This is a genomic window from Micromonospora sp. NPDC048843 (genome assembly GCF_040649965.1).
In the GTDB taxonomy this organism is placed as follows: domain Bacteria; phylum Actinomycetota; class Actinomycetes; order Mycobacteriales; family Micromonosporaceae; genus Micromonospora; species Micromonospora hortensis.
This window is the reverse complement of sequence record NZ_JBEZGJ010000304.1, coordinates 1-4,898: the sequence shown is the minus strand read 5'-3', so window position 1 is coordinate 4,898 and position 4,898 is coordinate 1. Positions and strand designations below refer to the sequence as shown.

Genomic DNA, 4,898 nt, shown 5'->3' with positions numbered 1-4,898 from the left:
CCCGCTCGCACTGGGACTGGCGGCGGTCGCGCTGCTCGCCACGCTCGCCCGCGCGGTCACGATCACCGCTCTCGCCCGCGCCGGCTGGTGGTTCGCCGCGGAGAAGGTCCTCATCGCGGCCCCACTGTCGCTCGCGGCGGTGGGCGTCGCCGGTCCGCGGTTGCTGCGGGCCCTGGGTGACATCCGGGCCGTCGCGGTTCCGCTGCTCTTCGCCGGGTACGCCACGAGCAGCGCCCTGCTCGTGACGATCCTGCACGGCTACCCGGCGTCGGCCGGGGCGGGGCTGCTCGCGGTCGCCGGGGTCGTGACGGCGACGGTGATCTCGGCGCGTGCGCTCGGTGCGCGCCCGTCCCGGACGGCGTCCCGGGTGGCCCTCGTGGTGGCGGTCGCGGCGCTGCTGAGCGGAACCGGGCTGACCGTCGTCCCGGGCACCGCGCCCGCCGTACCGCATGAGCACGCCCATCCGGCGGCCCGGATCGCCGACGAACCCACCCGGCGGTTCACACTGACCGCCGCAACCGCCACTGTGGACGCGGGCGGCCGGGACGTCGACGCGTGGGCGTTCAACGGGCAGGTTCCCGGGCCGGAGCTGACCGCCGCCGTCGGCGACGTCCTGGAGGTGACGCTGCGCAACCGGGACATCGGGCGCGGGGTCACCCTGCACTGGCACGGGTACGACGTGCCGAACGATCAGGACGGGGTTCCCGGGGTGACGCAGGCGCCGGTGCGGCCCGGCCAGGAGTTCGTCTACCGGTTCCGCGCCGACCAGGCCGGAACGTACTGGTACCACACGCACTCGGCCTCGGATGTCGGTGTGCGGATGGGTCTCTACGGGGTGCTGGTGGTGCGACCGGGCCCGGTGACCCGCCTCGACGTCACAGTGCCGGTGCACACCCTGGCGGGCCGTCCGTTGCCCGCGCCGAGAGTGGAGCAGGTCGAGGCCGGCGTGCCGGTGCGGTTGCGGCTGATCAACACCGACAGCACGACGCACCGGTACGCACTGGCCGGGACCGCGTTCCGGGTGGCCGCCATCGACGGCGTCGACCTGCGCGGCCCGACGCCGCTGGTGGACACCGCAGTGCTGGTCCCGGCCGGGGGCCGCTACGACCTGGTCTTCGACGCGCCGGCGACTCCGGTGGCGCTGTTCGTCGACGGGCGGGCGGTCTACTCGACCGGCCCGGTGTCGACGGCGACCGGCGCCTGGCCGGTGCTCGATCCGCTCGGCTACGGCGCTACCGCTCCGGTGCCCTGGCCCCGGTTCGACAAGACGTTCACCCTCGTCCTCGATCGCGGCCTCGACCTGCGCGGACTGCTGCCACGGTACGCCCACACCGTCAACGGCGCGGCCGACCCGGACATCCCGCCGCAGGTCGTACGCCTCGGCGACGTCGTACGGTTCACGATCGTCAACCGGTCGCAGATCGTGCACCCGTGGCACCTGCACGGCCACCACGTCCTGGTGCTGGCCCGCGATGGCGAGCCGGGGGCCGGAAGCCCGCTGTGGCTGGACTCGTTCGACGTCCGTCCGGGCGAGGTGTGGGAGGTGGCGTTCCGGGCCGACAACCCCGGGATGTGGGCCAATCACTGCCACAACCTGGCGCACGCCGATGCCGGGATGACGTTGCATCTCATGTACTCGTGATCGCGAAGGCCTGTAGTTTTCTGTCATGACTGAGGACACCTTCCGTTCGGTGGCGATCGAGCGCACCAGCCTGGGCAACTACGTCGTGCGAAACTCCCGTGGCGGGTCGGTGTCGTTGGGCACGGGCGAGGACGGCAGTTTCACGCCGGTGGAGTTGCTGCTGGCTGCCATCGGCGGTTGCACAGCCGTGGACGTGGACCACATCACCAGTCGTCGTGCGGAGCCGACCGGGTTCGCCGTCGCCGTCACCGGCGACAAGATCCGCGACGAGGCCGGCGGAAACCGGATGCGGAACCTGCGGGTCGAGTTCACAGTGACGTTCCCCGAGGGTGCGGAGGGCGACGCGGCCCGTGCGGCGCTGCCCCGGTCGTTGCAGCAGTCGCATGATCGGTTGTGCACTGTCTCCCGTACCGTCGAGCTCGGCACTCCGGTCGCGATCGCCGAGGGCCCCGGGCCCACCGGAGACTGATCGGCGCTGAGCACCGCTACTCAGGCCCCTGCGGTTCGTTCGTGTGAGGGTGACGGTATGCGTCGACTACTGATGCCACTGCTGGTCGTCCTCACCGTGGTGGTGGCCTGTGCCGACCCGAACGCCCAGCCGGGTCGCTCGGACCCGACGGTCGCGAAGGCGGCGCCCACCGAGCTGCTCGCGGACGGCAGCGCGCCCTGGGCCGACCTGAAGATCACCAGCGAGGACCTCAACGGCCGCCCCGCCGCGCCGAGAACGCCGGCCGCCGGCAGTGAACCGTGCCGGGCAGAGCAGCTGACCGGCCGGCTCACCACCTGGACGCGGCCCGGCACCGGCGGTGAGACGCCTCGGGGTTTCGACGCCGCCATCGGCAAGCTCATCGGCGAAGTGGACGTGCGGAACTCGTCGACGGAAGAGTGCACCCTTCAGGGCGAGGTGCCCACGACAATGCTCGCCGGTGGCCGTGAGATCCCGATGCTCTACACCCACGACATCGACGAGGAGGGCCGCACCCGGGTGGTCGCCGTGCCCGCCGGCGGCAGCGCCAGCCTGCGCCTGGACTGGTCCGGGCCGTTCTGTCAGCCCGTGAAGGGGTCGTTGGAGCTCGCGATCGAGTTGCCGCACGACGGCGGCAGGTTGCGCGCACCGGTCACCGTCGACAAGCGTCCAGGCTGTCCGCAGGGGGAGGGGGTCCACCCCCGCGCGAGGGGGACGCTGTCCGCGAGCGGGTTCACCGAGCCGGTGACGGTGTCGAAGCCCCCGTCCTCGCCGCTCGATAAGCTCACCGTCGCTGTTCAGGGGCCGACGACCGCCGCCGCCGGGTCGCGGCTCTCCTTCCGGGTGACGCTGGGCAACCCGACCGGCGGCCCCCTCGAGCTGGACCCTTGCCCGGGCTACCTGATGGAACGGTTCTCTCTCGGCGACGCGACGAACGACGCCGTGAACTCGGCCCAGTTGTACCGGCTGAACTGCCGCGCGCTCACGCAGATCCCCGCCGGCGGCAGTGCCGTGTTCGAAATGGTCGCCGAGGTGCCGGCCTCGATGCGGGCCGGGCGCGAGCTGAGCGTGACGTGGAAGCTCTATCTGCCGCACTACGTGCAGCGGAGCAACCAGTTCGGTGTCCTCACCGTCACCATCGCCTGAGGAAGATCGCTGCCGTCCAGCCGCACCGGCAAAGTCGACGTAGGTGAGAACGAGGGATAGATGCTGTTGAGGGTATGGGAGCGCTCCCGTAACATACCTGACGCGGCCTGTTAACGCTCACAATCGGTCACCACGCAGCGACCGCCATCAATGTATAGGCCGCCGTCCCGCGAGGAGGGTGCTATATGACCAGATCCAGAGCCACCAATGTCGGTCTGGTTGCGGCCGGCGTCGGCTTACTGGTGTCGTCGACAGTTGTCGCGGCGCTGCCGGCCGGTGCCGCGGCCGAGGGTTGTTCGGTGAACTACGCCGTGTCGTCGCAGTGGCAGGGCGGCTTCGGCGCCAACGTGGCGATCACGAACCTCGGTGACCCGTTGAGCAGTTGGACGCTGACCTGGTCGTACGGCGCCGGGCAGACGGTGACGCAGGCCTGGAACACGTCGCTGACGCAGAGCGGGTCGGCGGTGACGGCGAAGAACGTGAGCTACAACGCCGCGGTTCCGACCAGCGGCACTGTGTCGTTCGGGTTCAACGGGTCGTGGACGAGCAGCAATCCAGCACCGACGAGCTTCGCCCTGAACGGTGTCACCTGCACCGGTGGCACGACGCCGACCGACCCGCCGACCGATCCACCGACCGACCCGCCGACCGACCCGCCGACCGACCCGCCGACCGATCCGCCGACGTGCAACCTTCCGTCGACGTACCGGTGGTCCTCGACGGGAGCGCTGGCGCAGCCGAAGTCCGGCTGGGTGTCGCTCAAGGACTTCACCGTCGCCCCGTACAACGGCCAGCAACTCGTCTACGCCACCACCCACGACAACGGCACCCGGTGGGGCTCGATGAACTTCGGCCTCTTCACGAACTACTCGCAGATGGCCTCGGCCAGCCAGAACGCGATGAACAACGCGACAGTCGCGCCGTCGCTGTTCTACTTCGCGCCGAAGAACATCTGGGTGCTCGCCTACCAGTGGGGTGGACCCGCGTTCTCGTACCGGACCTCGACCAACCCGACCAACCCGAACGGCTGGTCGGCGGCGCAGACGCTGTTCAGCGGAAGCATCACCGGTTCGGGCACCGGCCCGATCGACCAGGCGGTCATCGGTGACGACCAGAACATGTACCTGTTCTTCGCCGGTGACAACGGCAAGATCTACCGGGCCAGCATGCCGATCGGCAACTTCCCGGGCAGCTTCGGCTCCAACTACACGACCATCATGAGCGACACCACCAACAACCTCTTCGAGGCCGTTCAGGTCTACAAGCTCAAGGGTCAGACCCGTTATCTCATGATCGTCGAGGCGATCGGTTCGCAGGGTCGCTACTTCCGCTCGTTCACTGCCACCAGCCTGGGCGGCTCCTGGACGCCGCAGGCCACCAGCGAGAGCAACCCGTTCGCCGGCAAGGCCAACAGCGGTGCCACCTGGACCAACGACATCAGCCACGGCGAGCTGCTGCGCACCAACGCCGACCAGACCATGACCGTCGACCCCTGCAACCTGCAACTGCTCTACCAGGGTCGTTCCCCCAGCTCCGGCGGCGACTACGGCCTTCTGCCGTACCGGCCGGGTCTGCTGACCCTGCAACGCCCGGTCTGATCACGCTCCACCGACCCGCGACGGGCGGGCTCGGCGTCACGCCGAG

General features: G+C 70.0%; 4 protein-coding genes. All 4 read left to right on the top strand.

Annotation, left to right across the window (positions count from 1 at the left end):
- Positions 1-1,642 (top strand): multicopper oxidase family protein (locus AB0C20_RS35150; RefSeq protein ID WP_357569629.1); only part of this gene is annotated, 1,642 nt, incomplete at its 5' end.
- A gap of 25 nt (positions 1,643-1,667) precedes the next feature.
- Positions 1,668-2,111: an OsmC family protein gene (locus AB0C20_RS35145; protein WP_210781189.1), complete on the top strand. Its 444-nt coding sequence runs from the start codon at positions 1,668-1,670 to the stop codon at positions 2,109-2,111.
- 57 nt (positions 2,112-2,168) lie between these two features.
- On the top strand, positions 2,169-3,254 hold the full coding sequence (locus AB0C20_RS35140) for a hypothetical protein (protein ID WP_357569628.1): 1,086 nt from the start codon (positions 2,169-2,171) through the stop codon (positions 3,252-3,254).
- Between the two features lie 185 nt (positions 3,255-3,439).
- Positions 3,440-4,852, top strand: a complete 1,413-nt coding sequence (locus AB0C20_RS35135) for a non-reducing end alpha-L-arabinofuranosidase family hydrolase (RefSeq protein ID WP_357569627.1) — start codon at positions 3,440-3,442, stop codon at positions 4,850-4,852.
- Positions 4,853-4,898 lie beyond the last annotated feature (46 nt).